The organism is Kocuria sp. MNB10, assembly GCF_054073685.1.
Genome location: NZ_CM133411.1, coordinates 1,925,104 through 1,949,370, shown reverse-complemented (window position 1 = coordinate 1,949,370; position 24,267 = coordinate 1,925,104). Strand labels below are relative to the sequence as shown.

Annotated in this window: 20 protein-coding genes and 3 tRNA genes; 10 read left to right on the top strand and 13 right to left on the bottom strand. The window is 70.1% G+C overall.

Features of this window, described 5'->3' with window-relative positions:
- Positions 1 to 126: 126 nt before the first annotated feature.
- Positions 127 to 200: transfer RNA gene (locus ACW9PK_RS08750), tRNA-Met, on the bottom strand.
- Between the two features lie 53 nt (positions 201 to 253).
- Positions 254 to 325, bottom strand: a tRNA-Thr gene (locus ACW9PK_RS08745).
- A gap of 85 nt (positions 326 to 410) precedes the next feature.
- Here ACW9PK_RS08745 and ACW9PK_RS08740 point away from each other — a divergent pair.
- The 3 genes from ACW9PK_RS08740 to ACW9PK_RS08730 all read left to right on the top strand — a co-directional run bounded on the left by ACW9PK_RS08740 (position 411) and on the right by ACW9PK_RS08730 (position 1,766).
- Positions 411 to 686, top strand: coding sequence for a hypothetical protein (locus ACW9PK_RS08740; protein ID WP_457015576.1), 276 nt, complete (start codon positions 411 to 413; stop codon positions 684 to 686).
- Between the two features lie 27 nt (positions 687 to 713).
- Entirely contained in the window at positions 714 to 971 is a 258-nt protein-coding gene (locus ACW9PK_RS08735) for a hypothetical protein (RefSeq protein ID WP_144998274.1), read from the top strand.
- 153 nt (positions 972 to 1,124) lie between these two features.
- Positions 1,125 to 1,766 (top strand): MBL fold metallo-hydrolase, encoded by a 642-nt coding sequence (locus tag ACW9PK_RS08730; protein ID WP_144998272.1) that lies wholly within the window; start codon positions 1,125 to 1,127, stop codon positions 1,764 to 1,766.
- Between the two features lie 241 nt (positions 1,767 to 2,007).
- Here the strand turns inward: ACW9PK_RS08730 and ACW9PK_RS08725 are convergent, their stop codons facing one another.
- On the bottom strand, positions 2,008 to 4,329 hold the full coding sequence (locus ACW9PK_RS08725) for a DEAD/DEAH box helicase (RefSeq protein ID WP_457015575.1): 2,322 nt from the start codon (positions 4,327 to 4,329) through the stop codon (positions 2,008 to 2,010).
- 78 nt (positions 4,330 to 4,407) lie between these two features.
- The gene (locus ACW9PK_RS08720; RefSeq protein ID WP_270258535.1) at positions 4,408 to 6,156 is read right to left on the bottom strand and encodes a DUF2079 domain-containing protein; all 1,749 of its coding nucleotides are present in this window, start codon (positions 6,154 to 6,156) and stop codon (positions 4,408 to 4,410) included.
- A 103-nt stretch (positions 6,157 to 6,259) separates the two neighbouring features.
- On the opposite strand from ACW9PK_RS08720, the gene ACW9PK_RS08715 reads away from it, so the two are divergent.
- On the top strand, positions 6,260 to 7,258 hold the full coding sequence (locus tag ACW9PK_RS08715) for a DNA-3-methyladenine glycosylase family protein (protein ID WP_457015573.1): 999 nt from the start codon (positions 6,260 to 6,262) through the stop codon (positions 7,256 to 7,258).
- Between the two features lie 192 nt (positions 7,259 to 7,450).
- Complete coding sequence (locus ACW9PK_RS08710) at positions 7,451 to 8,164, top strand: VIT1/CCC1 transporter family protein (RefSeq protein WP_206398557.1); 714 nt, start codon at positions 7,451 to 7,453, stop codon at positions 8,162 to 8,164.
- Positions 8,165 to 8,398: 234 nt separating this feature from the next.
- Here ACW9PK_RS08710 and ACW9PK_RS08705 read toward each other — a convergent pair whose 3' ends face one another.
- The gene (locus tag ACW9PK_RS08705; protein WP_162230311.1) at positions 8,399 to 8,797 is read right to left on the bottom strand and encodes a thioredoxin family protein; all 399 of its coding nucleotides are present in this window, start codon (positions 8,795 to 8,797) and stop codon (positions 8,399 to 8,401) included.
- Between the two features lie 132 nt (positions 8,798 to 8,929).
- Here ACW9PK_RS08705 and ACW9PK_RS08700 point away from each other — a divergent pair, with 132 nt between their 5' ends.
- Complete coding sequence (locus ACW9PK_RS08700; RefSeq protein ID WP_457015572.1) at positions 8,930 to 9,970, top strand: LLM class flavin-dependent oxidoreductase; 1,041 nt, start codon at positions 8,930 to 8,932, stop codon at positions 9,968 to 9,970.
- A 301-nt stretch (positions 9,971 to 10,271) separates the two neighbouring features.
- Here the strand turns inward: ACW9PK_RS08700 and ACW9PK_RS08695 are convergent.
- Positions 10,272 to 10,353: transfer RNA gene (locus ACW9PK_RS08695), tRNA-Tyr, on the bottom strand.
- A gap of 267 nt (positions 10,354 to 10,620) precedes the next feature.
- Here ACW9PK_RS08695 and ACW9PK_RS08690 point away from each other — a divergent pair.
- The gene (locus ACW9PK_RS08690; protein ID WP_035960096.1) at positions 10,621 to 11,112 is read left to right on the top strand and encodes a YajQ family cyclic di-GMP-binding protein; all 492 of its coding nucleotides are present in this window, start codon (positions 10,621 to 10,623) and stop codon (positions 11,110 to 11,112) included.
- Between the two features lie 232 nt (positions 11,113 to 11,344).
- On the opposite strand, the gene htpX is transcribed toward ACW9PK_RS08690, so the two are convergent.
- Together htpX and ACW9PK_RS08680 are read right to left on the bottom strand one after the other, a co-directional pair.
- Positions 11,345 to 12,244 carry a zinc metalloprotease HtpX gene (gene htpX, locus ACW9PK_RS08685; protein WP_035960103.1) on the bottom strand — a complete coding sequence of 300 codons (900 nt, stop codon included), beginning with the start codon at positions 12,242 to 12,244 and terminating at the stop codon, positions 11,345 to 11,347.
- Complete coding sequence (locus ACW9PK_RS08680) at positions 12,245 to 14,167, bottom strand: sigma-70 family RNA polymerase sigma factor (protein ID WP_457015571.1); 1,923 nt, start codon at positions 14,165 to 14,167, stop codon at positions 12,245 to 12,247.
- A 603-nt stretch (positions 14,168 to 14,770) separates the two neighbouring features.
- Here ACW9PK_RS08680 and ACW9PK_RS08675 point away from each other — a divergent pair.
- Entirely contained in the window at positions 14,771 to 15,247 is a 477-nt protein-coding gene (locus ACW9PK_RS08675) for a Fur family transcriptional regulator (RefSeq protein ID WP_144931517.1), read from the top strand.
- A 123-nt stretch (positions 15,248 to 15,370) separates the two neighbouring features.
- Here the strand turns inward: ACW9PK_RS08675 and ACW9PK_RS08670 are convergent, their stop codons facing one another.
- Positions 15,371 to 16,735: an SseB family protein gene (locus ACW9PK_RS08670; RefSeq protein ID WP_457015570.1), complete on the bottom strand. Its 1,365-nt coding sequence runs from the start codon at positions 16,733 to 16,735 to the stop codon at positions 15,371 to 15,373.
- 267 nt (positions 16,736 to 17,002) lie between these two features.
- Between ACW9PK_RS08670 and ACW9PK_RS08665 the strand changes: the two genes are divergently transcribed.
- A complete protein-coding gene (locus tag ACW9PK_RS08665) occupies positions 17,003 to 18,436 on the top strand; it encodes a DUF6882 domain-containing protein (protein WP_206398561.1) in 1,434 nt (477 codons plus the stop codon).
- A 41-nt stretch (positions 18,437 to 18,477) separates the two neighbouring features.
- On the top strand, positions 18,478 to 19,416 hold the full coding sequence (gene rarD / locus ACW9PK_RS08660) for an EamA family transporter RarD (RefSeq protein ID WP_085108381.1): 939 nt from the start codon (positions 18,478 to 18,480) through the stop codon (positions 19,414 to 19,416).
- Positions 19,417 to 19,568: 152 nt separating this feature from the next.
- On the opposite strand, the gene ACW9PK_RS08655 is transcribed toward rarD, so the two are convergent.
- The 4 genes from ACW9PK_RS08655 to ACW9PK_RS08640 all read right to left on the bottom strand — a co-directional run bounded on the left by ACW9PK_RS08655 (position 19,569) and on the right by ACW9PK_RS08640 (position 24,004).
- On the bottom strand, positions 19,569 to 19,787 hold the full coding sequence (locus ACW9PK_RS08655) for a methionine/alanine import family NSS transporter small subunit (protein ID WP_457015569.1): 219 nt from the start codon (positions 19,785 to 19,787) through the stop codon (positions 19,569 to 19,571).
- Positions 19,784 to 21,565: a sodium-dependent transporter gene (locus ACW9PK_RS08650; protein WP_368843968.1), complete on the bottom strand. Its 1,782-nt coding sequence runs from the start codon at positions 21,563 to 21,565 to the stop codon at positions 19,784 to 19,786. The genes ACW9PK_RS08655 and ACW9PK_RS08650 overlap by 4 nt, the downstream gene beginning before the upstream one ends.
- A 95-nt stretch (positions 21,566 to 21,660) precedes the next feature.
- Entirely contained in the window at positions 21,661 to 22,623 is a 963-nt protein-coding gene (locus ACW9PK_RS08645; RefSeq protein WP_085108442.1) for a polyprenyl synthetase family protein, read from the bottom strand.
- Between the two features lie 109 nt (positions 22,624 to 22,732).
- On the bottom strand, positions 22,733 to 24,004 hold the full coding sequence (locus ACW9PK_RS08640) for a geranylgeranyl reductase family protein (protein WP_457015568.1): 1,272 nt from the start codon (positions 24,002 to 24,004) through the stop codon (positions 22,733 to 22,735).
- Between the last annotated feature and the right edge of the window lie 263 nt (positions 24,005 to 24,267).

Here is a 24,267-nt window from a genome sequence, read left to right as displayed (position 1 = left end):
ATCGGCGAGGGGGTCGCCCGTTCCCGGACTGCTCAGCAGCGGGTGGTGCGGGACCGGCTGTCCCGGAGCAATTGTGCCCGGGGACGACGAAGGCGCCGCTCCCCGAGGGGAACGGCGCCTGAACGGTAGCGGTGGACGGGCTCGATCCGTCGACCTCACGATTATGAGTCGTGCGCTCTAACCAGCTGAGCTACACCGCCACATCATGGATGAAACCCACGGTTCACAAGGAGCCGCAGGTTCTCATCATGAGAGCCCCGACCGGGAATCGATCCCGGGACCTCCATCTTACCAAGATGGCGCTCTACCACTGAGCTATCGGGGCAACGCGGAATACTCTAACAGGAGATGAGCGGGTCGCAAAAACGAGCACCTCACCCCATAAGCCGCGCCGATTCACCCGCCACGGTGTGCTCCTTGATGAGCCAGCAGGCCTCGGGGGCATCCTCCCGACCGACCGCTTCCACGAGCTCATGGTCAGCAACGTGTGGGCCAGGTCCTTCGCGGGCACCGAGATCGCGCGCCGCAAGGCGTGGGGCGGGCGCGACGACCTGCGGGTCGAGTACGACAACGCGAGCCCCACGTCCATGTGCAACATCGGCCAGCACGATCTGGAACCCATCCTGCGGCCGCCGGCGAGCGCCACGGGGCGAGCATCCGGTTCGGCACCGAACTGCTCGAACTGACCCAGGACGGCCGCCGGGTCTCCACGATTGATCTGGTGGGCCGCGGGCGGGTTCACCCTGCTGACCGGGATCGGCGGGGCGCCGTGGCGCGAGGCCGTTCGCGTCGTCGGCGAGGAACTGGGTCTGCAGATCGCCGTTCACGGCATCGGTGCGGGACAGGACCTCGCGGATCCCACCGCCGAACTGCGTGCCGCGCTGCACAGCATCCTGGGCACCCCCGCAAGGGATGTACCCGACGCGCAGAACGCCCCCGCCCGGGGCGAACTGCTCACGGAAGGAGCCTGATCATGGCCCTGGGACTGTTGGTCCTGCGCCCGGCCCTGGGGCTGTTGCTCTTCGGCTGGTGCACGAGGACCACCACTGCAGCATCACCGAGGCGGAGCTCGCGCACCGCGTCACGAGTGACCCCGAGAAGTGGGGACCAAGGCGGGCCCGCCCATGGCTGCGGACCGCGCCGGGATCTCGTCCGCACCGATCGTGGACGGGCACACGTACCTGGTCGATTGCGGACGCGCCTGCGTGACCCAGTTCCACAAGGCGGGGCTGAGCTTCGCGTCCCTGCGGGGGATCTGCCTGACCCACCTGCATGCCGATCCCGTGGCCGACTACTTCAACTACTTCATGATGGCGTCCACGACGGGCCGAAAGAACGGGGACGTTATCCCCGGCCAGCTCGCGGTGTACGGTCCCGGGCCCGCGGGCGGTCTGCCGGAACCGTTCGGGGGTCGGCCGGTGGGGATCGCGAGCCCGGAGGAACCCACACCGGGCACCAAGTCCATGACCGCGCACCTGCTGCGGGCGTTCGCCTACACGAACAACATCTTCATGCGGGACGAGGACGTCCGGGACTACGACTCGCTCGTGGCCGTCAACGAGATCATGCCCCCGCACTCCGCCCACGTGATGGTTGAGGACGTGGGACCCGTGGCGCAGGCTTCCCATGTGGACCACCTGGTGCTCTCGCACATCGAGAACACGGGCGGCACCATCGATCCCGTGGAGTGGCACCGGCTGGCCAGCCGCGGCTACGACGGCGCGGTGACCGTGGGGCAGGGCCTGCAGATCATCACGGTGGCCTGAGCCGCACGCGTCAGCGCACCTCACACCTCACGGGAACATGAGAAGCAGAAAAGGGCCGTGGCCGGGACGATCGTCCCGGCCACGGCCCTTTGTGCTGTCACTCACCGGCCGCGCCGATGACCGACCACGTCAGCGACCATCCCGGCTGAGCCGGTCCTGCTCAGTCGGCCGGCTCAGTGGCTCGCAGCGAACCGGCGAATCCGCGAGTCAGCGGCTCACGGTGAGGCAGTGAACCGACGAATCAGCGACCCGAGTAGCCGCCGTTGTCCGGGCGGTTCTTCCGACGCGGCCGGTCCTGCTGGTAGAACCCGCCACGGGAACGGCCGCCGCCGCGATCGTCGCGGTAACCGCCACGATCCTCGCGGTACCCACCGCGATCCTGGTAGCCGCCCCGGTCCTCACGGTATCCCCCGCGGTCACCACGGTCGCCGCGGTAGCCCCCGCGGTCGTTGCGCGGGCCCCGATCCTCGCGGTACCCGCCCCGGTCGTTGCGGGGTCCACGGTCACGGTCACCGCCGCGGAAGGGCTTGCCCCCGCGCGCGCCACCGGGTCCGCGATCCTCCTGGATCCGGATGGGCGAACCGTTGATCTGGGTGTTGGCCAGCTTGTCGAGGGTTCCCGCGGGGAGGTTCTCGGGCAGACCCACGAGCGTGAACGTGGGGCGGATGTCGATCGCACCGATCTGCGAACCGTTGAGACCGCCCTCGTGCGTGAGGGCACCCACCACGGCGCCTGGGACTACGCGATCGCGGTGCCCCACGGCCAGCTTGTAGGTCTTCATCCCGGCCTCGTCCCCCGGGGAACGGCGATTGCGGGGGCCGTCGCCGTCACGGCGCTCGCGGTCCCGCTTGCGCTGCGGCAGCTCGGGCAGGTCCTCCAGGAGGAACGGGCGGCCGTTCTGGGCGATCACGGCGAGCGCAGCGGCGACCTCGACGGCGTCGACGTCGTGCTCGGACTCGTATTGCTTCACGAGCTCACGGAACAGCGAGAGGTCCTCGGAGTCGATGGTCTCCTCGATCTGCTGCGCGAAGTTCTCCTTGCGGGTCTGGTTGACCTCGTCCGTGGAGGGCACGCGCATCTGTTCGACGGGTTGGCGGGTGGCCTTCTCGATCGCGCGCAGCAGGTACTTCTCGCGCGGGGTCATGAACAGGATGGCCTCACCCTTACGCCCCGCGCGGCCGGTGCGGCCGATGCGGTGCACGTAGGACTCGGTGTCGTGGGGGATGTCGTAGTTGACCACCAGGGAGATCCGCTCGACGTCCAGACCGCGGGCTGCAACGTCCGTGGCCACGAGGATGTCGATCTTGCCGTCGCGCAGCGAGTCCACGGTGCGCTCGCGCAGGTTCTGTGGGATGTCACCGTTGATCGCGGCGGCGGTGTAGCCGCGGGCCTTGAGCTTGTCCGCGATCTCCTCCGTGGCGGCCTTGGTACGCACGAAGACGATCACGCCGTCGTAGTCCTCGACCTCGAGCACGCGGGTCATGGCGTCCAGCTTGTGCGGGCCCATGACCTGCATGTACCGCTGCCGGGTGTTGCTGCCCGTGGTGGTCTTGGCCTTGACCGTGATCTCCTGGGGGTCGTGCAGGTACTGCTGCGCGATCCGGCGGATGGCCTTGGGCATAGTGGCGGAGAACAGAGCCACCTGCTTCTCCTTGGGGGTCTGCGCCAGGATCTTCTCGACGTCCTCGGAGAAGCCCATGCGCAGCATCTCGTCCGCCTCGTCCAACACCACGTACGCGATGTCGTCCAGGTTGAGCGAGCCCTTGGCCAGGTGGTCGATCACGCGCCCCGGGGTTCCCACGACCACCTGCGCGCCGCGCTTGAGGCCCGCGAGCTGCGGACCGTACGAGGAGCCGCCGTACACGGGCAGCACGGTGAAGTCGTCCAGGTGGGTCGCGTAGGAGCCGAAGGCCTCGGCGACCTGCAGCGCGAGTTCGCGGGTCGGCGCGAGCACCAGCACGCGCGTGCTGCGCTGCGGGCCGTGCAGGTCGGACAGCTCCGCGAGCTTGGACAGTGCGGGCACGGCGAACGCGGCGGTCTTGCCCGTACCGGTCTGCGCGAGCCCGACGACGTCGCGGCCGCTCAGCAGCGCGGGAATCGTCGCGGCCTGGATGGGCGAGGGGTACTCGTAGCCCACCTCGTCCAGTGCCGCCAGCACGCGCGCGTCCACGCCCAGTTCGGCGAACGTGGGCGGGTTCGGTTCGGCCTCGGCGCGCTTCTCGGCAGAGTCGTTCTCGGCGGCCTGGGCGGACTCGGCGGTGTCGTCGTCCCGGGCGGTCTGCTCGACCGCGGAAGACGTGTCGGCGGACTCGGTCGCGGTGGGCTCGGTCGCCTCGCCGCTCTCGGTGCGCTGCGCGTCGTCGACGACGACGTCGTGGTTGTCGGGGGCGTCGGTCACGGCGGGAGCGGCGTCGCCCTCGGGGGTTTCGTGCTCGGGGGTCTCGTTGTGGGGATTTTCGTTCTGGGACAGGGAGTCAGTGGACACGGAAGAACCTCGCTTCGGTGGAATGGAGTGATTGTCACCGGTGCGCGCGGTACTACCGCTGAAGTCCTGGACCGACATGCCCACTACGGCGAAACGGTTACGACAGACAAGAAACCGGGATGATAAACCACTAGCCTACCGCACGGCCGGGCCATGTTAGGCCGATCTGCGGGCCACCACGATGTTCGCCTCGTCACTCACGACCGTGTAGTCGACCCCGTACATGTCCCGCGCGTAGCCCGTGACGTCCGCTGGTGGCTCGCCGCTCCACGTCCCGCCGAGCCGGTCCACGACCACGTACTCGGGGGCGGGATCGTCCCCGTTGCCGATCCAGTGCACGCGGGTGGTGCTCACGAGCCCGTTCATGAGCGAGAGGTCCGTGGCCACGCTCGCCCCGTGCGGGATGCGCTCCACCGCGGCGGCCTTGGCGTCCTGACGCGGATCGGGTTGCCATGCCTCGGCGGTGGCCAGTTGCGCGAGCGGTTGCTGGGTGCCCACCGCGAGCGCGACGACCAGCGCCGCCCACGGGGCCGCGCGCGCCATGGTGCGCAGCACCGCACCCTCGCCGGGGAGGAACGGTAAGCGGTCACGGGTGAGGCGTCCGTTCGTAACCCCGCTCCCGGCATGATCCCCCGCGGTTCCTCGGCGCGCCGGGCCGTCTCGGACGACGACGTCGCTCCCCGCCTTCTGCGCGCGATCCGCATCGTCGCGGAGCCGATCGATGGCGTCCACGAGCGCCACGAAGACCACGGGCATCAACACCGCGCTGTAGTGCCACCCCGGCCCCCAGTAGCCGTGGTTGGGGGACAGCATGCGCCACGCGAGCGTGGGCAGCGCCACCAGCGCGAGGGGTGAGCGCACCGCCACCACGGCGCCGATCAGCAGCAGGAGTAACCACGTGACAAGCTTCTCAACCGGGACGACCTGCAACACGACCACGGATGTGGGATCGCGCAGCAGGAGTGCCAGGTCGATCTTGTCCGAGTACGCGAACTCCCCCGCGGGGTTGAGCGCGGGCAGGATCACCCCCACCGCGAGCGCGGAGGCCAGGACGCCCCACACCATGAGTGCTGCGCCCCACCGCGCGGCCGGATCCCGCAGGACCGCTCTCGCGGGATCCGCCGATGTCTGTGCGGCGCCGCGGTCCCCATGGTGGCGGGCATCCGCGGTGACACGATCCTCAGTGCCGTGCACGTGCGCGGCACTGCGCCCTGCGCCGCGGTGGGTGTAGGCGCGGAACTCGGCCCAGCGGCGTCGTACCGCACGGTTCCACCCACGCGCGAACGGGACCAGCGCGTGACCGAGCATGAGCGCCCCGATCACCGCGACCGTGACCCCCAGGTCTTCCTTGACGAGGGCCACGGGCACGCTCCACAGGGCGGCCGCGCGCCACCGCCGTTCCCGCAGTGCGCACAAACCGAGCGCGAGCAGCGGCACGGCGAGCGCGATCTCGTGGAACTGCACCGCGACCGCGTTCTGCAGTCCGAAGCTCGCCGCGTACGCCACGCCGATCGCGACGGCCGGGGCGGGGCGCAGGACATGCAGGGCACACCGCGTGACGACGGCGGCGGAGCTCCCGAAGAGGACGTCCTGCAGGATCATGAGGGTGAGCGCGGAGGGGAGCACGGCGTAGATCGGTGCCAGGACGATCAGCAGCGGGTGGAAGTGATCCCCCAGGAGATTGAACCCGTGGCCCTTGATGTCCACGATCGGTGCGTGTCCGGAGGCGTACGCGGAGAGCAGCTGCGTGAAGATCGCGTTGTCCCACGAGGGGACGTCCCAGCGGATCCACTGGCTCCAGGAGAACGCGCAGTACACCGCGGTCGTGAACGCTCCCACGAGGACGGGTAGCAACCATGCGGGACGAGTCCGCCCGGGGTCGGCCGACGCGGGGGAACGGGCCACGATCCTCCCTCCGGGGTGCCTGTGCCGGGCGGCGGGGTTGTCGGACCCAGTATGCCAGCCGGGTGCGCGCGAGGGTGTCGGAGACCCGTGGCATCATCTGCGCATGACCACCACGGTGCGGACAGCGCGAATCAGCGGTTCGGGGGACTCCCCCGCCCGGTTGCGCTGGACGCCACCCGGGCCCGTGCACCTGGGCCAGACCCTGCGGGTGCTCGGGCGCGGTGCGGACGATCCCACGGTGCGCATCCTGAACGAGGACTGCGTGTGGATCACCACGCGCTCGAGCGGGTTGCCGGTGAGTGCACGGTTCTCCCGCCCACCTCGCGTCGCGGGTGAGAACCCCCTGGACCGGGACGTCGTCGTGGACGCGTGGGGCCCGGGAGCGCAGCAATGGTTGCCGTCGGCGCCCCGGTGGGTGGGCCACGGCGACTCGTGGGAGGAGTTCGAGTCCTCGGCGGGTTTCGCGCAGTTGCCGCACCGGCTCGTCCGGGCGCGCCACGATCACCCGGGGATGCGTTTGCCCGCCACGGGCACCGTCCTGGACCGCGCCGTCGTCTCCATCCTGGAACAGCGCGTCACGGCGATCGAGGCCGTGCGGGCGTACCGGGCGCTGCTGCGCTGGATCGGTGAGGAGGCGCCCGGGCCCGCTCCGCGCGGGATGCGGGTGCCGCCCACGGCCGAGCAGTGGCGCAGGGTGCCGTCCTGGCAGTGGCACCGGGCGGGCGTGGACCCCGCCCGTTCCGCGACGGTCATGCGCACGGTACAGCGGGCGTCGGCCCTGGAGCGCCTGGGCCGGGAACCGGATCCGGCGCGGGTGCGGGCTGCGGTGCAATCGATCAGCGGGATCGGTGTGTGGACGGCCGCGGAGATCACCCAGTGCACCCACGCGGACCCGGACGGCGTGAGCGTGCGGGACTTCCACCTGGCCGACTACGTGTGCTGGTTCTTCGACGGTGCCCCCGGATCGGACGAGCGCATGCTCGAACTGCTCGAACCGTGGCGGGGTCACCGGCAGCGGGTCGTGCGGCTCATCAAGGCCAGCGGGCACCGCAAACCCGCGTTCGGACCCCGCCTCACACCCCAGGATCATCGTCACCACTGACGGGGTTTGATGGGCCCGCCCCTGGATCGGCGCCGCCGCGGCGAACGGGCTACTCCAGAGCGGCGTCGCCCCAAAGAGCGGGCGGGGCATGATGTCGCGTGCCACGCGTGCTGCTCTCCCGCGGATGACAGCCCGACTGAGGTTTGGCTTGCCTGCCTGGCGGGGTTTTCATTTGCGACGCAAACTATCTGCATGGCACAGCACACCGCGGTGGAACCGCACGCGACAAGGTCCGGGGAGAAAATGAACAAGCTGCGCGCCGGGGTCCTGGGCGCGAACGACGGCATCGTGTCCGTGGCCGCGACCGTCGTCGGCGTGGCCGGGGCCACCGCGGCCACGACGCCCGTGCTCGTGGCCGGTTCGGCCGCCGTGATCGGCGGCGCACTGTCCATGGCGCTGGGCGAGTACGTGTCCGTGTCGAGTCAGAAGGATTCGCAGGAAGCTCTCATCGAGAAGGAGAAGTGGGAGCTACAGGCCATGCCGGAGGCCGAGCTCGACGAACTCACGCAGATCTACCGGGATCGCGGGTTGAGCGAGACCACGGCCCGACAGGTCGCGGTGGAACTGTCCGAGAAGGACGTGTTGCGTGCCCACCTGGATGCCGAACTCGGGATTGACCCGGATGACATTCCCAGCCCGTGGGGTGCCGCGATCTCCTCCGCCGTGGCGTTCCTGCTGGGTTCATTGTTGCCGCTGCTGGCCATCCTGCTCCCGCCCGCGCCATGGCGGATCCCGGTCACGTTCGTGGCCGTGCTCGTGGCGCTCGCGCTCACAGGGACGCTCGGTGCCCGGTTGGGTGACACCCCGCACGTGGCCCGTGCCGCGACCCGCGTGGTGGTGGGCGGTGCGCTGGCCCTGGGTGCGACCTTCCTCATCGGTTCCCTGCTGGGGGTTTCCGCGGCGTGACGGGCCGCCGTGACCCACCGCGGTGTCCGACAGCCGTGACGGATGGCCGCAGCGGACGGCCGTGACGGGCTGCGGCCCGGATCCCGCCGGACACGCAGTGAGGGCGGCTCCTTCGGGAGCCGCCCTCACTGTCGTTCGGCGCATGGTCACCGACCCGTGCATTCCTCGAAACGCAGGGGTGTCGGGCCCATTACGGTTTCACGAGCCGGACCCGGCCCGTGGAACCGTGCGGGATCAGTTCTGCTGATCCCCCGCGGCGCCGTTCTCCGCCTCGGCGGCCTGCTTCTCGACCTCCGCGCGGACCTCGTTCATGTCCAGGTTCTTGACGGCGTCGATGACCTGCTCGAGCGAGGACGCGGGAAGCGCGCCGGGCTGCGAGAACACCAGGATGCCCTCGCGGAACGCCATGAGCGTGGGGATCGAGGAGATCTGGGCGGCGGCGGCCAGGCCCTGCTCGGCCTCGGTGTCCACCTTGCCGAACACGATCTCGGGGTTGTTCTCGGACGCGGCCTCGTAGGTGGGCGCGAACTGCTTGCACGGTCCGCACCAGTCCGCCCACCAGTCCAGCAACACGATGTCGTTGTCGGAAATGGTCTGGCCCAGGGTGTCCTGGGTGATGTCTACAGTAGCCATGGAACCAGCCTAGGACTCCCGTTCCGCTGGGCTCCAGAACGTTCACTGCGGGCACAAGGAACGCCCTGGGCACCAGTACCGTGGGCGCCGCGCCGGCGGTATTCGTCCGGAAGCACCCGTGAGGAGCCACCCGTGTCCTTCCAACTCGGCATCGCCACGTGGGGAGAACGCGCTGCCCACCCCGTCACGGGAGAACTACCCGACCCGCGGGAGCGGTTCGCACAACTCACCGAGCTGGCCCGCGCGGCAGACGGCGCCGGACTGGACGTCGTCGCTGTGGGCGAAGGGCACGGGGCTGGCCACATCAACCCGGATCCGTTGCAGCTGTTGACCGCCCTGAGTTCCCACGCCCCGCGCGTCACCCTGTGCGCTGCCGCCTCCGTCCTGACCACCGTGGATCCCGTGCGCGTGGCCGAGCAGTTGCGCAGCCTGGGCACGGTCTCCGGTGGCCGCGCCGAGCTCGTGGCCGGCCAGGGCGGGACCGACCGGGATCTGCGGCTGTTCGGTGTGGATCCGCTCGACCAGGAGCAGATCTTCGAGGAACGCCTGGACCAGCTGCTCGAGTTACTCTCCCCCGGCCCCACCGATCTCGCGGGCATCCACCGGCCCGAGGCCGCTGGCGTCACCCTGCCACCGCCCGTGGGCGGGACGCGCGAGACGGTGTGGGCGGCATCGTCGGGCTCGCCGCGTTCGGTGCTGCGGGCCGCGGGGCACGGGATCGGCGTGATGCTCAACGTCATGGAGGGCCGCTGGGACCAGCTCGTGCCGTACGTCAAGGCGTACCGGGAGGCGCTGCGCGGCTTCAGGCACTCCACGCGCGGCGCGGTGGGCCTGCTGCTGCCGGGCCTCGTGGTGTCCGACGACGACGCCGCCCGCTCCCCCGACGCCCTCACCCTCGCCTATCCGCACTTCGCCGCGGGCACGAGAACCTTCGGCGCCGCAAGCGCCGACGATCCCGCGTGGACACCGGAGGAGTTCCGCGAACAGTGCGGGCCGGAGGGTGCGCTGCTCGTGGGCGGTGTGAGCGACGTCGTCACCAAGCTGCGGGCCATGCGCGAGACGTTGGAGCTGGATCGGGTGCTCGTGCGCGTGGACGTGAACGGCCTGCCCCACGACGCGGCGCTGCGGACCGTGGAACTGCTCGGTCGAGAGGTCCTCCCGGCGCTGCGCTGAGCCCACCCGCGCTGCTCGGAACTCCCGCACCTGCCACCCACATCCATGGGCTCCGCCCCGACACATCACGCCCCATCCTGCGGCTTTTACTGAGCTAAAGCAGAAATGGGCGCCCTCAGCTGCTTGTGCTCCACTAGGAATTCGATGCGGTCGGCACAGAGGGCGGATGAGCCGCGGAGCAGTGCGCGGCAGAGCTTGGCAGAGAAGTCGCGACTGCAGCAGGGCCCTGGGACGAAAGAAGGGGCTCCCCGGATCATGTCATCCGGGGAGCCCCTTCGGGATGATCACTCATCCCCGTGGGTGGCAGGTGAGGGATTCGAACCCCCGTAGGCAGTGCCAGCTGATTTACAGTCAGCCCCCTTTGGCCGCTCGGGTAACCTGCCGAGAGCGCACAGAGCGCATTGCACCCCCGCCGTGCGGGAGCACCTCAACATTACACAGCACACCCCCCGTCCCCCAAATCAGCGCGGGTGCCCCCAGAACCCCTGAACGGCCGGGAGCGTGACATCGGTGCCCCCACGCGGGTGACCGCGAACTGCGCGGGGAGCCCGATCACCACCGATCCGCCCGGTTCCGGCACGAATGCGCTCATCGCGGGCAATTAGGCTGGTGGGTGACATCACGCACCCAACACACTCAGGAGGACAACCGTGGCTTCGGAATCATCATTCGACGTGGTCAGCAAGGTCGACAAGCAGGAAGTGTCCAACGCCCTGAACCAGGCCCAGAAGGAAGTGGCCCAGCGCTACGACTTCCGCGGGGTGGGCGCGGATATCGACTTCTCCGGCGAGAAGATCCTGATCAAGGCCAATTCGGAGGAGCGTGCCCAGGCCGTCCTGGACGTCTTCCAGTCCAAGCTGGTCAAGCGCGGGATCTCCCTGAAGTCCCTTGACGACGGCGAGCCCTACGCCTCCGGCAAGGAGTACCGCATCGAGTGCTCTATCAAGGAGGGCATCGCCCAGGACCAGGCCAAGAAGATCACCAAGCTCATCCGTGACGAGGGCCCCAAGGGTGTCAAGGCCACCATCCAGGGTGATGAACTGCGGGTCTCGTCCAAGTCCCGTGACGACCTGCAGGACGTGATCGCGCTGCTCAAGGGATCGGACGTGGAGGTCGACCTGCAGTTCGTGAACTACCGCTGACGTGACCCGGCCCCGGCGCTGCGCCAGCACCGCGTCGGCCCTACGCCCGTCACACGCCGGTCCGCATCCGGAGACCAGGAAGCCGTGAGCCCCGAGCGGGGATCACGGCTTCTTCCGTACGGGGTTCGCCCCCCCCGGGCACCACGGCGGACACGCGGGCCGCAGTCGTGGGACGACGCGACGGGCCGGTCGCACGCGACGCCCACCGCGACGTCGAAACCCGAACGCCGCGTCAGCGGCCGTAGAACCCGCCGTTGCGTGCCATGTTCTGCAGCCGCTGCACGCGGTCGTCGGTGGAGGGGTGGGTGCGGAACAGGCCGGAGACCGCACCGCCGCGGAACGGGTTGGCGATCATCAGGTGGGACGTGTTGACCACCTTCTGGTCCTCCGGGTTCATGGGCCGCTGGGACGCGCCGCCCTCGATCTTGCGCAGTGCCGAGGCGAGCGCAAGGGGGTCGCCGGTGAGCTTGGCGCCGTCCTCGTCGGCGTCGTACTCGCGCGTGCGGGAGATGGCGAGCTGGATCACGGTGGCCGCGACGGGTGCGAGGAACGCCATGAGCAACCCCACGAGCATGTTGCCACCGCGGTTGTCATCACCGCGCCCGCCGCCGAAGATGGCCGCGAACTGCAGCACCTGCGCGGCGGACGTGATGAGTCCCGCCACCGCGGCCGCCACGGACGAGGTCAGGATGTCCCTGTTGTACACGTGCATGAGTTCGTGGCCGAGCACCGCGCGCAGCTCGCGTTCGTCGAGCATCTGCAGGATCCCCTCGGTGCAGCACACCGCGGCGTTGTCCGGGTTGCGTCCGGTGGCGAACGCATTGGGGCTCATGGTGGGCGCGATGTACAGCCGCGGCATGGGCTGCTCCGCCCGGCGGGAGAGCTCCTCCACGATCCGGTACATGGCCGGTGCCTGTTGCGGGCTCACGGGCACCGCCCGCATGGACCGGATGGCGAGCTTGTCCGAGTTCCAGTAGCTGTATGCGGTACCGATCAGCCCGATCACTGCGAACAAAATGATGAAGAACGAGCTGCGCGTGGCCCCGGCGATGATCCAGCCGATCGCCAGCAACACCACCCACATACCGCCCAACAGCAGCACGGTCTTCAGTCCGTTGTAATGGCGGTGCATTCAGTGTTCTCCTGTGGGGTCTAGCGGGGCAAGAAAATGTTGAGGGATACCGACGGTACCAATGCGGACGGCGGCGCGGGCAGTGGGGGAAATGTGGGCAGCGGGGGGCAGCCCGTCGAGGCAGATGATCTCCCACCCTCCCAGTCCGAACGACACCTCGCAGCCGGGGTCCGTGGTCGTCGGGGGCGGTGGTGCCACCCCCGTCGAGGGGGACGGGACCGGTGTTTGCGTAGCGTCCGACGGCGCGGGGGAGGTTCCCTCGCCCGGGTCCGCGGGGTTCCCTCCCGGGTCCGCGTCACCCGGGAACGGGCTCGGCGACGGCGTGGGCGGGACGTCCGGATCGGTGCCGAGGTCGGGGGCAGAGGACGACGTCGCACCGCCCGCTCCGTTGCCCGGCGCACCCGGGTCCCCGGGCAGTGGCGCACCGCCCGGCCAGCGACCTTGCGAGTCACCCTGATTGCGGCCGGCCTGGCCGTCCGGGCCTTGTCCCTGGGGGACGTCCTCGCGGGCCTGCTCGGGGCGGGACGCGTCGGAATCGCCGAGGGCCACGGACCCTCCACCGTCGGAACCGCCCGAGTCCCCCTGAGCCACGGACGCGGAATCTCCACCATCGGCGGCACCGCCGTCCGAGTCCCGACCGGCGGAATCCCCATCGCGGGAATCACTGCCGTCCGCATCGTCGTCGCGACCGGCTGCGGGTGTCTCGGAAGAACCGCGGGCGCCAGACGCAGCGGCGTCGCCGTCGGAAGAGTTCACATCCGGGGAGGCGGCGACGGCGGGCGCACCGCCCGAGGGATCGTCCGGCGAGTTGGACACGGCCACGATCCCCACGGCCGCGGCGGCCGCAACCAGGACGCCGACCGCGGCGATCGCCAGGCCCATACCGGACGATGCGAACGCAGCAATCCCCGTGGACTGCCCTGCGGCTGCAGCCCCGGACGAGGCGCCCGCGCCGGCCACGGAGCCGCCGGCACCCGGACCCCCGGAGGTTGCCATGGCGCTCCCCGCCGCGCCATCGAAAGCCGGGGTCCCCGCGACTCCCGGAGCCTGGGACGCGGCAGCCCCGAAGCCCGCCAGGGACGTGCCGGCGAGCGCGTCCACGAGCCGACCGCCCGCGCCGGCCCACAACGGAAGTCCGGCTAGGACGGGCAGGAGCCAACCGCGCATCCCGATCCCGAGGTCCTGGAGCTGCAGGTACTCGGCGGTGCAGCGGGGACACCGGTCCAGGTGTTCCTGCACGACCTTGGTGCGTGACGGGGTCAGGGAACCGCGCGCGAACGCACCGAGCTGTCGTGAGTACTCGCCGCAGTCCTCGAGTGCTCGCACCGAGACGTGTTCCTGCATGTAGGCGGTGCGGAGTCCCTCCCGTGCGCGTGTGCCCAGCGCGGAGACCGCGTTGGGTTGAATGCCCACGGCGGAGGCCACCTGACGCGGCTTGCGCCCCTCGATCTCGAGGTACCACAGCACTTCCTGCCAGCGCTCTGGCAGGGACGCGAACGCGCGGGCCACCACCACGGAGTCCACCTGGCGCACTACGGTGTCCTCGAACAGTTGCACACGGTCCAGCGGCCCGTCCGGCTGGGGGTCCACGGGACGCGTGCGGCTCAGCTCGTTGGCGCGGTCCGCAGCGAGCCGGGACACGGCCGTAACGAGGTAGGCGCGCAGGAACTCCCGGGGGCCCTTGCCCTCCTTGAGCAGCGCGAACACGCGCGTGAACGCCTCGGAGACGAGGTCCTCCGCTTCCGGCTCGTTGCGGGAATGCATGCGGGCCACGGCCAGCGCCGCCCCGCGGTGCCGTTCGTAGAGCGTGGCGAAGGCATGCGAGTCACCTTCGCGGACCGCGCGTAACAGGTGTTCGTCGCTGATGCGTTGGCCGCCCTGGCCCGGGTGGTCCCCGGTGCCGGGAACTGCTCTGTGTGACATGGCGCTCTCTGCCCACTGGAAGTAACTCGGTACCTCCATTGTGACAGCCGCGGGCGCTGCGCGGCACTCCGCGACCCCGCCCCTCCCCCGCGTTCCCGCTGTCACCGCGCCGGCCCGGTCATGGCCGGGGGCGGGACCGGCGCCCCCACGCCGGTCCCGCCCCCGTCTCCTAGTGCCATCTCCCTCCCCCGCGCCGGACAGCCCGTCCGGCAAGGAGACGCTCTCACCCGCCGCGTGCCGCGCGATGTGTCCCCGTGGTGATCGCGGCACCGGTTCGCCGGTCCCAGAGCGATCGGACCGTCCGGGATCCCGCGCAGCCCGCGCGGGATCCACTACGTAGACGCACGGGATCGGAAATCATGACGCGAGATCCGAAAACTTTTTTCGCGGGTCCCGTCACGGATGACGACGCCGCTGCGCGCGGCCTTCCGCGCGCCCGTCCCGGACCGCGACGGCCCCACGCGGCGGGCGGGCTGCGAGCGCACCACGGCGGTGACCCGGGACCGCGGGGGGCATGTCGGCGGGGACGGCGGCGTTGACAGCGCGGGAGCGCCGTGAGTGCAACTATTGTGAGTAGCTCAGAATAAGAATAGAATGGACCCCATGGAGACCACCGTTCAGGCCGCGCCGCACCCGTCGCGGGATGCGTGGACCTCGCATCTGCGCTCGCACGGGCGCAGGGTCACCAAACAACGTCTTGCCGTGTTGGACGCCGTGTCCGCGGTCCCGCACGCCACCGCCGAGGACACCGTGCAGCAGGTCCGCTCCGTGCTGCCCAATATGTCCGTCCAGTCCGTCTACGTGGTCCTCGCGGACCTCGCGGCGATCGGGATGGTGTCCAAGTTCGAGCCGCCCGGATCCCCCGCGCGCTACGAGATCAGCACCGGGGACAACCACCACCATGCGTACTGCGTGCGCTGCGGAGTGGTCCAGGACGTGCCGTGCGCCGTGGGCCATGCCCCGTGCCTCACGCCGTCCCAGGACCACGGCTTCGAGCTGCTAGCCGCGGAGGTCGTCTACCGGGGTGTGTGCCCCCGCTGCCAGGAAGAGCTCGCGGCGAGCGCGACCGAGGCCCGCTGAGCCACGCTGACACCGGCTCCCTTACGCGCGGCCCTGGCATACAGCCCTGGCGCACCCCCGGACACGCCCCGCGGGTGTGGAAACTGCGGACGAGATGCGCCGCAATTCCGACCCACCGACCTCTCAGTCGCGAGGCTGCGAGGTACCGCCCTGTTCGCGCTGCGTGACGAGCTCCAGCATCTCCCGCAGCTGCGCCGTGGGCAGGGTGGCCACGGGGGCCATGGCATTGAGGCAGATGGCCGCCGCACCCGATTCGAGCGCGAACTCCAGGATCTTCCGGGACGGGGCCGAGCGCACCGTGAGCGCCGGGTCCAGGGCGGCCACCTCCGCCGCGGATGTGAAGACCAGCAGGGTATCCGGTGCGGCGCCCTCCTCGGAGGGTTGGACCATGACCGGGATCGCGTTCTCCCCCTCGTCCCGGGTGCCGAGCATGAGGTGGCCGTTCGGGTTGAGCAGGGCCCCCAGGACGTCCGCCATGGCATTGTCCAGCAGCGCTTGCTTGAGTGCCTCGTTGTGGGGTGAGCGGCCCACCCACTCGATCTGCTGGCGGGGGATCCGCAGGGCGTGTTCGGACGCCGGGTCCACCACGATCTCGTCGTACTGGGTGTCCTGCGCGACCATCTCGATCATCGCGCTCGCGCGCTGGCGCAGCAGGACGGGTTCGGCCAGATCCGGGTTCTTGTTGCTGCGGGTGAACATCTCGCGGGCCTGCTCGGCGGTCGTATACACGGCCAGTGCGCGACCACCGTCGGGTTGGGCGACCGCCTGGACCCGGATGTGGGACTGCGGCCCCACGGGCTGACCGTCCTCCCCCGGGACCAGGTCCGATCCGGAGATGTCCAGCAGCACGGTCCCGGCCAACGCCTCGCGCAGGGCCCCGGCCAGGGTCCGCTCCCCGGGTTCGCGAGTGAACGCCTCGGCCGCCGCGCGCAACCGGGGGTGCACGTCCCCGTGGGAGTCGTCCTCGGAGGCCGGTGCGAACGGCAGCTCGACCCCGGCCTCATCGGCCAGTTCCAAGGCCCACAGCGGCGTACGCTCCTGGGTACGCGGGAACTCAGTCAGCTGAGCCAGCACGTCCCGGCCCGTGTAGGCGCCCTCGTCCGCGTAGGGGCGGGGCAGCTCCCGGAAATTGTAGGACGCGCTCGTGTGCAGCGTGGGTTCGGGCCACCCGCTCGCGGCGATGCTCACGGACGCGGTGAACCAGCTTCCCCGCCCGGGCACCGCGCAGCTGCGCTGCAGTTGCGCGATCGTCTCCAGCACCGGGCTGTCCTGCTTGATGGGCCCTGCCGCCCCGGGGATCACGGAGCCGTCCCTGTTCTCGACCACCCGCAGATGGACCCGCCCGCCCTGGGGCTTGAACTCCACGAGCATGGTGTCCCAGCCCGGTTCCGTGCGCAGGACGGACATCACCCATTCGCCCACCCGTGCGACGAGTTCACGCTCACCGGGTGCGGGGGTCGTCGATTCGGGCCGAGGCTCAGAGGTCATGGTGTGGTGTCCCTTCGACCCGTGAGCCACGGGTCCGCTCGCTGTAAATTCGCGCGATCTCCCCCGGTCGCTGCCGGGCGCCGCGCGCCCCCAGCCTAACGAACCGCTCGCGTGCGAGGTCCCAACACGGCCGCGGGGTGCGACGTCGCTCGGTGCGGCCGCGGCGTCGTCGTCGGGTACGTGCCGCGGGCGGATACAGGGGCCCCACAGGCACCGACGTGCCGTCCGGCGCGCGCTGGCGTCCGCGCCAGTTGTTAGCCTGGACCCATGACGAAAACTTTGCAGGAGTTGATCGACGCGTCGATCTTCCTTTCCACCGAATACCAGGCAGTGCTGGCGGAACTGTCCCAGGGCGCGGAGTGGGACGTGGACTTTTCCGCGCCGTCGTTCACCCTGCAAACCACGCCTCCCGTCACCCTGACCCCCTACCTGTTGGGCACCGAATCTGCGTCCCGCGGGTCCTTCGTGTGGTCGTGGCAGGAGCTTGGGCATTTCAACCCGCGCGTGGTCTCCGCCGCCGTGCAGGCCAAGCAGGCCGGTGAGCGTCACGAGGTCTCCGAGCTGACCACGGACGAGCTGCCCCTCGAGGACGGTCTGGCCCGCAGGCTGACCCTGGCCGCCAAGGCCGTCACGGGTCTCTACGCCCACTATCCCGCGCGCGCCGGTGGCAACATCACGGCGTGGTTGCTGCTGGACGGCCCCGAGTTCGAGCTGCCCCGACTCACGGAGCAGCGCATGATGCAGGTCATCGGGGAATCCCTGACCACGGACACCGCCGTGGACCACAACCTCGCCGTAGCCAGCTACGCCAAGCTGCGCGGCGCCCACGTGGAGTGGGACACGGACGCCACCTGTGTGGTCACCGTGCACGACGGCGCTCAGCGCTTCTGGTTCGACGACCACCAGATCACGGGCGTGGAACCCGCTGAGCCCTCCGTGGGCGAGGACGAACTGCGCGAGCTCGAACACCAGGCGCAGACCCACCGCGAGGCCCTGCTCGAGGACCGCCGTGCCGCGGTGGCCCAGGCCGAGCAGCTCGGTGAGCAGCAGCGCGTGGAGTCCGCCGAACGCAAGCGGCGCGAGCGTGAAGAAGCCGCCGCAGCGGCGTCGTCCGCGTCCGAGCAGGAGGAGCCGCTGCCCAGCGAGCTGTCCCGCGAGGAGATCGAGGCGCCCGAGCCCGAGCAGCCCGAGGGGGACGTGGCCGTCCCCGCGAGCGAGGTGCGGGACCCGGACCGCCCGTTCGACCAGGAACCCACCTCCGGACCCGCCGAGCCGGGTCGCGTGGAGACCACGGTGCTGCCCGGTCCCTCCGGGGACGCGGCCACCGCCGGCCCACAGGCCTCCCCGCACCCCAACACCACGGCCATGTCCCGGATCCCGGACCCCGAGTTCGCCGCGGCCCAGCCGGGGATGCAGGACGAGGACGCGGCGCGGGACACGCGCGAACCCACTGCGCCGGAACCGAGCGAACCCGCGACGGAGCAGCCAGTCCTGCGGGACGTTTCCGAGGACACCGTGGCCCGCGAGCGGGCCGAGCGGGAGACGGTGGTCGCCCGCGAGACCGTCGCCGGCCCCGGCGCTGCTGAGGACGACATCTCCGCCCCCGCCGTGGTGGACGGCCAGGAGGTCGAGACCAACGAGCAGGCGGAGAAGAAGGGCAAGAAGAAGCGCGGTTTCCTGAGCCGTTTCTTCGACCTCTGATCGCGAACCGACGCGGCGGTCACCGGGGATAGGATCGGACGGTGACTGACAACGCGACTTCCGGCCCGGGCCCTCACCAGCAGAAGAGGGCCCGGGCCGGTTTCGGCTACGGGTTCGCCGCGTACGGGATCTGGGGGTTGCTGCCCCTGTACTTCGTGGTCCTGGCCCCGGCCACGGCGTACGAGATCGTGGCCCTGCGCATTGTCTTCTCCCTGGTGGTCTGTCTGCTGATGCTGGCCGTGACCCACTCCGTGGGCCGGTTCATCCGGTTGTTCCGGGACGGCTCGGCGGTGCTCGCGCTCACGGTGGCCGGTGTGCTGATCGCCGGGAACTGGTTGCTGTACACGGTCGCCACGACCACGGGGCACACCCTCGAGGCGTCCCTGGGGTACTTCATCAACCCGCTCGTGGCCATCCTGCTGGGTGTCCTGGTGCTGCACGAGAAGCTGCGCCCCCTGCAGTGGACCGCGATCGCCGTGGGTGCGCTGGCCGTGGTGATCATGGCCGTGTTCTACGGCGCGGTGCCGTGGCTCTCACTGGGCCTCGCCTTCACGTTCGGCTTCTACGGCCTGGTTAAGTCCCGCGTGGGCTCGCGCTATCCCGCGCTGATCACCCTCACCGGGGAGACCGCCATGATCACGCCGCTCGCGCTCGTGGCGGTCGCGCTGCTGGGCGCCCAGGGACAGATCACCCTGACCTCCGAGGGCACCGGGCATTTCCTGTTGCTGCTGTCCTCCGGCGTGATCACCGCTGTTCCGCTCCTGCTGTTCGGCGCCGCCGCCGCCCGGCTGCCCCTGAGCACCGTGGGCATGCTGCAGTACATCGCACCGATCGGCCAGTTCATCCTGGCCGTCCTGGTCTTCCACGAGGAGATGCCCCCGGAGCGCTGGGTCGGTTTCGGCCTCGTGTGGCTCGCCGTGGTGCTGCTCGTGCTCGACGCCGTCCGCGCGCCCCGCGCGCCCCGTCTCCCCCGCCGCTGAGCGCACGCCCCACGCTACCGTCGCCGCGCGGTCCGGGTCCCGGCATCGTTCTCGGTCCCGTGTCCGGGATACCGGGTCCCGGGTCCTGAGTCCCGGAACGAGAAAAGGCCACCCTTGACCAGGGGTGGCCTTCTCTCATGGGACCGCGTGAATCAGATCCGCGACTCGGGAGCCGCGCCGGCGTTCACCCGGGATCCCGGGTCACCGTCGGTGGCCGCGCGGTGCGCGGCGTCCTCATGGGAGCCCTCCGACGGGGTGTCGAGCTCGTCGACCTCCTCGGGCGAGCGCTTGATGTTGATCAGGGCGAGCAACAGCCCACCCCACACGGTGACCATGGCCACGATCATCATGACGACGGAAATGGTGCTCATGAGAGTTCTCCTTCCGAGCGGCGGGGCTGGACCTGGGCGGACGACCGGCCCGCGGCGTCGCCGACAGGGTCGGTGTGACCCGATCCGGCGTGCGCCCACGGGGCCTGACGCTGCACCACGGTCCCGTCCTCGATGGCGCGCAGGGAGAAGTCCTGGCCCAGTGCGGGGGTGCGGGTCGCGGTGTCCTGGTAGTGGGACAGGGGCTTGTGGCGCGCGAGGGTGCCGCGGTCCACGTAGGCGTCCTGGATGGCGGGGGCGGGGCTCGTGAGGGCCTCCGCGGTGCGCCGGGACCAGGGCAGTCGGGACAGCAGGTAGGCAAAGACGATCAGGGCCACGGCCATCCCCCACCCGAACGTGTTCACGAACCACTGCGGCATGTCGTTGTAGCCCTGGGACACGGTCTCGGTGAGCTGGTCGATGAGGATGTAGCCCAGGATCACCGGGGTCACACCGCCCACCATGATCATCCACGTGCGCCCGAGCTTGAAGGACGAGACCGAGTTGATGTGGTCACGCAGCGTGGGCAACGCCGAGAAGCCCGCGGTGAGCAACAGCACGGACACCAGGGCCGCGGCCACGATGCCGAAGTTGTTCACGAACGCGTCCACGACGTCCAACAGGTTCAGCCCCGTGGTCGTGGGGAAGAACAGCAGGGAGATCGCGGCGAGCGGGATGACCACGAGGGCCACGGCCGCGGGGCGCGAGAGCCCGAGCTTGTCGCGGAAACCGGCCACGATGACCTCCACGATGGAGATCAGGGACGTGAACCCGGCGAACGACAGGGCACCGAAGAACAGCACACCGATCAGCGTGCCGAACGGGGCCTGGGAGATGATGGCCGGGAAGGCGATGAACGCGAGACCGATCCCGGACGTCGCGACGTCGGCGACTTCCGTCCCGGAGGCCGAGGCCATGAAGCCGAGTGCTGCGAACACGCCGATACCGGCGAGGATCTCGAAGGACGAGTTCGCGAAACCGACCACGAGTGCGGAGCCGGAGAGGTCCGAGCGGGGCTTGAGGTAGGACGCGTAGGTGACCATGATGCCGAAACCCACCGAGAGGGAGAAGAAGATCTGCCCGTAGGCCGCGACCCACACGGAGGAATCACCCAGTGCGGACCAGGACGGGGTGAACAGGGCATCCAGACCCGCGGCGGCACCCGGCAGCGTCAGGGCCATGCCCACCATGATCAAGAACATGACCACGAGCAGCGGGATCAACACCACGTTGATCTTCCCGATCCCGTTCTGCACGCCCATCATCAGCACGATCAGCAGCACGAGCCACGCGATGGCCGTGGCGATGAACACCGGCCAGATGAAGTCGAAGCCGATCGTGACCTCGTCCGAGACCCGCATGTAGTCGCTCATAAAGAAGGTCGCGGGGTCGTCCCCCCACGCCTTGCTGAACGAGAACACGGTGTACTGCATGGCCCATCCGATGATCAGGGCGTAGTACACGGCGATCACCACGCAGATGGCCAGCTGCCACCACCCGATGGTCTCGAGTTTGGGGTGCAGCCGTCGGAAGGACAGCGGGGCGGACCCGCGGTAGCGGTGACCCACCGCGTAGTCGAGCATGAGCAGCGGGATACCGGCGGTCAGCAGGGCCACCAGGTAGGGGATGATGAAGGCGCCGCCGCCGTTGTCGAACGCGACGTACGGGAACCGCCAGATGTTGCCGAGCCCCACGGCGGAGCCGATGGCGGCGAAGATGAACATGGTGCGCCCGGAAAATGCTTCCTTCGCGGCGCGACCACGTGTCGTGTCTGTGGACATGGATGAACCTCACGCGGGACGAATCCCATCGGCGCGCACGCGGAAGCCCTCGTGGCGCGCAAGTGGATTACGGATGCGCCAAGCTTACTGAGAACTCAGCCCCTGCGATGCACCACGCCGTGCGCGAATTCGATCAGTGCCGCTTTGGCCACGGAATCGTCGAGCGGTTCGAGGGCCGCGATGGCCTCGTCCGCCCAGTCGTTGGCAATCTGCCACGCCTCCGCAGCCGCGGGGTGCTCGGACACGGCCTCGACGGCGCGGGCCAGGGCGGCGTCGTCGGACAGGTCCCCGTCCACGAGCTCGAGCAGCTCGCGCGCGGAGGCCGCGGCGGCCGGGTCGGAGCCGGCGGCGTCGCGGCGCAACAGCAGGACCGGGAGGGTGTCCACGCCCTCGCGCAGATCCGTACCGCGTATCTTGCCGGAGACGTCCGGGTGGCCGGTGAGGTCGATGATGTCGTCCGCGAGCTGGAACGCGAGTCCCACCTTCTCGCCGTAGACGACCATGAGATCCACCACGGAGCGGGGCCCCCCGCCCAGCAGGGCGCCGTACTGACCGCTCGCGGCGATCAACGAACCGGTCTTACCGGAGAGCACCTTGATGTAGTGGGCCACGGGATCCTCGTCCGGAGCGGGACCGGTGGTCTCCTGCAGCTGCCCGATCACCAGGCGCTCGAACGTGGTCGCCTGGATCATGAGGGGTTCCTGGCCCAGTGCGGAGACCATGGCGGAGGCACGCGCGAAGATCATGTCCCCGGTGAGGATGGCCACGGTGTTGCCCCACACCGTGTGCGCGGTCTGCACGCCCCGGCGCATGGGGGCGGAGTCCATGACGTCGTCGTGGTAGAGGGAGGCCAGGTGGGTCAGTTCCACGACCGCGGCGGCCTCGATGACCTCGTCCGTGACCTCACCGGCCACTTCCGCCGCGAGCAGCGTGAGGAGGGGCCGCACCCGTTTACCGCCGGCGTCGAGCAGGTGCCGGGCCGTGACGTCCGCGATCCGGTCCGCGGAGTGCACGGACTCTGCCAGCCGCTGCTCGATCCGATCGAGGCTGCGCAGCATGAGCGGGCCCAGGTGGGAGTCCTGGGCGATGAGCTCGAACCCTTCGGGCAAGCGCAGGGAGTCATTCGGGCGGCTGGGGTCAGTCACGATCCACCACTCTATCGACAATTCAGCTCGCGGGGGTCAGTGCGTCCAGCACCGCGATCGCGCGATCGGTCACAGTCCGGGCGGGCCGGTCCGACAGTTCCGTCATGACCCGCACCGCGAAGCGCATCATGGCCGGGACGCTCATCCCCGCCCGTAGGCCCGCGGTGAGGATCGCCGGGTGGCCGATGAGCTCGGCGAGCGCCCGGCCCTGCGTGAAATGGGCCCCCCATTCGGCGCGCACGAGCTGCGGGTAGCGGGCGAGCGCGTTCTCCCGTTGCTGGGGCCCGTTGGCCTCGGCGGCGTCCACGATGCACGACGCCGCGAACAGCGCGGACTCCATGGCGTTGGAGATCCCCTCTCCGTTGAACGGGGACACGAGCCCCGCGGAGTCCCCGACCAGCATGAGCCCGGGAACGTAGTGCGGGGTGCGGTTGCCGGCCATGGGCAGCGCGGCCGAACCCACCCGGCCCACCTGGTGCTCCGGGTCAAAGGTCCACTCGGCGGGCATGGACGCGGCCCAGTCACGCAGCACCGCGCGGTAGTCGAGCTTGCCGAACGCGGGCGAGGTGTCCAGGATGCCCAGGCCCACGTTCGCGGTGCCGTCCCCCACGCCGAAGACCCAGCCGTAGCCGGGCAGCAGGGAGCGCTCGGGGTCCGTGCCGTCCGCGAGTTCGAGCCACCCCTCCATCCAGTCGAGCTCCGAGCGCGGGGAACGGTAGTACGTGCGCACGGCCACGCCCAGGGGCCGATCCGTGCGCCGGTGCAGACCCGCGGCCACGGCGGTGCGGGTCGAGTTGCCGTCCGCGGCGAGCACGAGGTCCGCGCGGTGCTCCTCCGTCTCGGATGTGCGTCGCCCGGTCGCCGGGTCCATCACGGCTGCCTGCACGCCCACGATCCGCCCGGTGTCATCACGCAGCACGTCCCGCACCGTGCGGTGCTCGATCACGTGCGCACCGGCACGCCGGGCGTGCCGCACCAGGTCCTCGTCGAAACCCGCGCGCGTGCGCACGAGTCCGTAGGACGGGAAATCGGTCAGTTCGGGCCACGGGACCTCCACGGTGCGCCCGGACGCCACGAGTCGCAGTCCCTTGTTGGCCTTATAACCCTCCGCGGCGCCGTGCGGCAAGCCCATGAGCTGCATCTGGCGCACGGCCCGCGGCGTGAGCCCGTCCCCGCACACCTTCTCCCGCGGGTAGCCGCTCTTCTCGAGCACGGTCACCGCGATCCCCTGGCTCGCCAACCAGTACGCCGCCGTGGCACCGGCGGGGCCTCCCCCGCTGATCAAGACCTTCACTGCGCCGCGGCCCTCCGCTTCCTGTGTTCTTCCTTGTGATGTCGGCGCGCCCGCGTGCTGGACGGACCACCCGCCCATTGTGTCATCGCCCGCCGACGCCGCTGTCCCCGCCGTCGCCGCGACCGCCGCCATCCATGCGGTGGCGCGGGCCTCGCCACGTACGCCGTGCCCGCCGTCGTCGCTCCGCCCACGGACTCGGCAGGAAGCCGGGCCGGTCCCGGTCCCACCCGACCGACACCGCCGCGCCCACGCGCGCGTCCTAT

What these genes read in the sequence shown, in the direction of transcription:
- ACW9PK_RS08665 (WP_206398561.1), top strand. Translation starts at nt 17,003, where the DNA reads ATGACGAAAACTTTGCAGGAGTTGATCGACGCGTCGATCTTCCTTTCC.
- htpX (WP_035960103.1), bottom strand. Translation starts at nt 12,244, where the DNA reads ATGCACCGCCATTACAACGGACTGAAGACCGTGCTGCTGTTGGGCGGT.
- ACW9PK_RS08675 (WP_144931517.1), top strand. Translation starts at nt 14,771, where the DNA reads ATGGAGACCACCGTTCAGGCCGCGCCGCACCCGTCGCGGGATGCGTGG.
- ACW9PK_RS08645 (WP_085108442.1), bottom strand. Translation starts at nt 22,623, where the DNA reads ATGCTGCGCAGCCTCGATCGGATCGAGCAGCGGCTGGCAGAGTCCGTG.
- ACW9PK_RS08710 (WP_206398557.1), top strand. Translation starts at nt 7,451, where the DNA reads ATGGCACAGCACACCGCGGTGGAACCGCACGCGACAAGGTCCGGGGAG.
- ACW9PK_RS08715 (WP_457015573.1), top strand. Translation starts at nt 6,260, where the DNA reads ATGACCACCACGGTGCGGACAGCGCGAATCAGCGGTTCGGGGGACTCC.
- ACW9PK_RS08730 (WP_144998272.1), top strand. Translation starts at nt 1,125, where the DNA reads ATGGCTGCGGACCGCGCCGGGATCTCGTCCGCACCGATCGTGGACGGG.
- ACW9PK_RS08705 (WP_162230311.1), bottom strand. Translation starts at nt 8,797, where the DNA reads ATGGCTACTGTAGACATCACCCAGGACACCCTGGGCCAGACCATTTCC.
- ACW9PK_RS08650 (WP_368843968.1), bottom strand. Translation starts at nt 21,565, where the DNA reads ATGTCCACAGACACGACACGTGGTCGCGCCGCGAAGGAAGCATTTTCC.
- ACW9PK_RS08670 (WP_457015570.1), bottom strand. Translation starts at nt 16,735, where the DNA reads ATGACCTCTGAGCCTCGGCCCGAATCGACGACCCCCGCACCCGGTGAG.
- ACW9PK_RS08680 (WP_457015571.1), bottom strand. Translation starts at nt 14,167, where the DNA reads ATGTCACACAGAGCAGTTCCCGGCACCGGGGACCACCCGGGCCAGGGC.
- ACW9PK_RS08655 (WP_457015569.1), bottom strand. Translation starts at nt 19,787, where the DNA reads ATGAGCACCATTTCCGTCGTCATGATGATCGTGGCCATGGTCACCGTG.
- ACW9PK_RS08725 (WP_457015575.1), bottom strand. Translation starts at nt 4,329, where the DNA reads ATGTCGGTCCAGGACTTCAGCGGTAGTACCGCGCGCACCGGTGACAAT.